We start from the raw sequence: 2,850 nt of genomic DNA, 5'->3' as shown, positions 1-2,850 counted from the left end.
CGCGGTCTGGACAGTCTTCCCAGACACGGACAACGGCGTCCATTTCCTTCCCGCGTTTCGCGGGCCTGGAAATGGGCGCCGTTGTGCTTTGGGTTTCCGGTTCGCCATTCGCCCCACAGGAGTCCACGACCATGCCATCGATCCCGCTGTCCCGCCGTCGCCTCATCCAACAGGCCGGCGCCCTCGGCTCCGCCGCTTTCGCCGGCGGCCTGCTGAGCCCCCGCGCGCAGGCCGCCACCGCGCTGGAAACCAAGGCCGCCAAGCTCGGCTTCATCGCGCTGACCGACGCCGCGCCCCTGTTCGTGGCCGACGAGAAGGGCTTCTTCAAGAAGCACGGCATGACCGAGGTCGAGGTGCTCAAGCAATCGTCCTGGGGCACCACGCGCGACAACCTGGTGCTCGGATCGCCCAAGGGCGGCATCGACGGCGCGCACATCCTCACGCCCATGCCCTACCTCATCACCACAGGCGCGGTCACCGCCAACAACGTGCCGGTGCCGATGAACATCCTGGCGCGCCTGAACCTGGGCGGCCAGGGCATCTCGGTGGGGGCGGAGTACGCCGACCTCAAGGTGGGCACGGACGCCAAGGCCTTCGGCAAGGCCTTGGCGGCCAAGCGCGGCTCGGGCAAGGCGGTCAACGCGGCCATGACCTTCCCCGGCGGCACGCACGACCTGTGGATCCGCTACTGGTTGGCCGCCGGCGGCGTGGACCCGAACAAGGACATCACCACCATCGTGGTGCCACCGGCGCAGATGGTGGCCAACATGAAGGTGGGCAGCATGGACACCTTCTGCGTCTGCGAGCCCTGGAACCGCCAGCTCATCAACCAGAAGATCGGCTACACGGCGCTCACCACCAGCGAGCTGTGGATGAACCACCCGGAGAAGGCATTCGCCATGCGGGCCGACTGGGTGCAGGCCCACCCCAACGCCACCCAGGCCCTGCTCAAGGCCGTGATGGAGGCGCAGATGTGGTGCGAGGAACCGGCCAACCGCGCCGAGGTGGCCGAGATCTGCTCGCGCCGGCGCTGGATCAACGCGCCCGTGGCCGACGTGATCGACCGCGTCAAGGGCGACTTCGACTACGGCACCGGCCGCGTGGAGGCCAACAGCCGGTTCCAGATGCGCTTCTGGAAGGACCAGGCCAGCTACCCTTTCCAGAGCCACGACCTGTGGTTCCTCACCGAGAACATGCGCTGGGGCTACCTGCCCACCACGCTGGACACCAAGGCCCTGATCGCCAAGGTCAACCGCGAGGACCTCTGGCGCCAGGCCGCCAAGGCGCTGGGTGTGGCCGCCAAGGACATCCCCACGTCCACCTCGCGCGGCGTCGAGACCTTCTTCGACGGCAAGGTCTTCGACCCCGCCAACCCGAAGAAGTACCTCGACAGCCTGTCGATCAAAACCCTCAAGGCCGCCTGAGCCCGCGTCCCCTGCCGACACCTGGAGCCCCGCGATGAACACCACCGACACCGTCGAGCCGATCCGGCTGGCCACGCCCGCCGCGCCCCCGACCCCGCTGCCCGATGGGCTGCGGCGCGCCGCGCGCGGCTTCATGACCCACGTGCTGCCGCCGCTGGTGATCACCGGCCTGCTGCTGCTCATCTGGGAACTGCTGGGCTCGCGCCCCGGCGCGGCGCTGCCGCCGCCGAGCAAGGTGGTGCAGGAGACCTGGGAGCTGATCGCCAGCCCCTTCTACGACAACGGCGGCAACGACGTCGGCATCGCCTGGCAGCTGCTGGCCAGCCTCAAGCGGGTGGCGTACGGCTACTCGCTGGCGGTGCTGGCGGGCGTGGGCCTGGGCGTGCTGGTGGGCCAATCCACCTGGGCCCTGCGCGGCCTGGACCCGCTGTTCCAGGTGCTGCGCACCGTGCCGCCGCTGGCCTGGCTGCCGATCTCGCTGGCCGGCTTCCAGGACGGCCAGCCCTCGGCCATCTTCGTGATCTTCATCACCTCGGTCTGGCCGATCATCATCAACACCTCCATCGGCATCCGCAACATCCCCGACGACTACCGCAACGTCGCGCGCGTGATCCGGCTCAACGGCCTCGAGTACTTCGGCCAGATCATGCTGCCGGCCGCCGCGCCTTTCATCTTCTCGGGGCTGCGCATCGGCGTGGGCCTGTCGTGGCTGGCCATCGTCGCGGCCGAGATGCTGATCGGCGGCGTCGGCATCGGCTTCTTCATCTGGGACGCGTGGAACAGCTCGCGCATCAGCGACATCATCCTCGCGCTCTTCTGCGTCGGCATCGTCGGCTTCCTGCTCGACCGTTGCGTCGCCTTCCTCGGCAAGCTCGTCACGCGCGGCACCAGCGCCGGCTGAACCCGCCCGTCCCCCACAGGAGCCTCCCCATGAACGACAACGCCTACCTCAGCATCAGCGGCGTGGACATGACCTTCACCAAGGGCCGCACCGCCAACCCCGTGCTGCGCCACATCCACCTGGACGTGCGGCGCGGCGAGTTCATCTCCCTCATCGGCCACTCGGGCTGCGGCAAATCCACCGTGCTCAACATCGTGGCCGGCCTGCTCAAGGCCAGCGCGGGCGGCGTCATCGTCGACGGCCGCGAGGTGAACGAGCCCGGCCCCGACCGCGCGCTGGTGTTCCAGAACCATTCGCTGCTGCCCTGGCTCACGGTGCAGCAGAACGTGGCGCTGGCGGTGGACAAGACCTTTCGCGGCAGCAAGAGCGCGGCCGAGCGCCGGGACTGGGTGCTGCACAACCTGGAGATGGTGAGCATGGGCCACGCCCTGCACCGCCTGCCGGCCGAGATATCGGGCGGCATGAAGCAGCGCGTGGGCATCGCGCGCGCCCTGGCCATGCAGCCCAAGGTGCTGCTGCTCGACG

3 protein-coding genes are annotated in these 2,850 nt (G+C 68.9%); all 3 read left to right on the top strand.

What is annotated here, in order from left to right:
* The first annotated feature begins 131 nt into the window (after positions 1-131).
* Positions 132-1,424, top strand: coding sequence for a CmpA/NrtA family ABC transporter substrate-binding protein (locus BGO22_RS13830; RefSeq protein ID WP_070397629.1), 1,293 nt, complete (start codon positions 132-134; stop codon positions 1,422-1,424).
* A 34-nt stretch (positions 1,425-1,458) separates the two neighbouring features.
* The gene (ntrB, locus tag BGO22_RS13825) at positions 1,459-2,325 is read left to right on the top strand and encodes a nitrate ABC transporter permease (RefSeq protein ID WP_070397628.1); all 867 of its coding nucleotides are present in this window, start codon (positions 1,459-1,461) and stop codon (positions 2,323-2,325) included.
* Between the two features lie 29 nt (positions 2,326-2,354).
* Positions 2,355-2,850 (top strand): ABC transporter ATP-binding protein (locus BGO22_RS13820; protein WP_286851334.1); only part of this gene is annotated, 496 nt, incomplete at its 3' end.

Source organism: Hydrogenophaga sp. 70-12 (genome assembly GCF_001897365.1).
In the GTDB taxonomy this organism is placed as follows: domain Bacteria; phylum Pseudomonadota; class Gammaproteobacteria; order Burkholderiales; family Burkholderiaceae_C; genus Hydrogenophaga; species Hydrogenophaga borbori.
The sequence above is the reverse complement of the archived record's forward strand: the minus strand, read 5'-3'. Positions and strand labels throughout refer to the sequence as shown.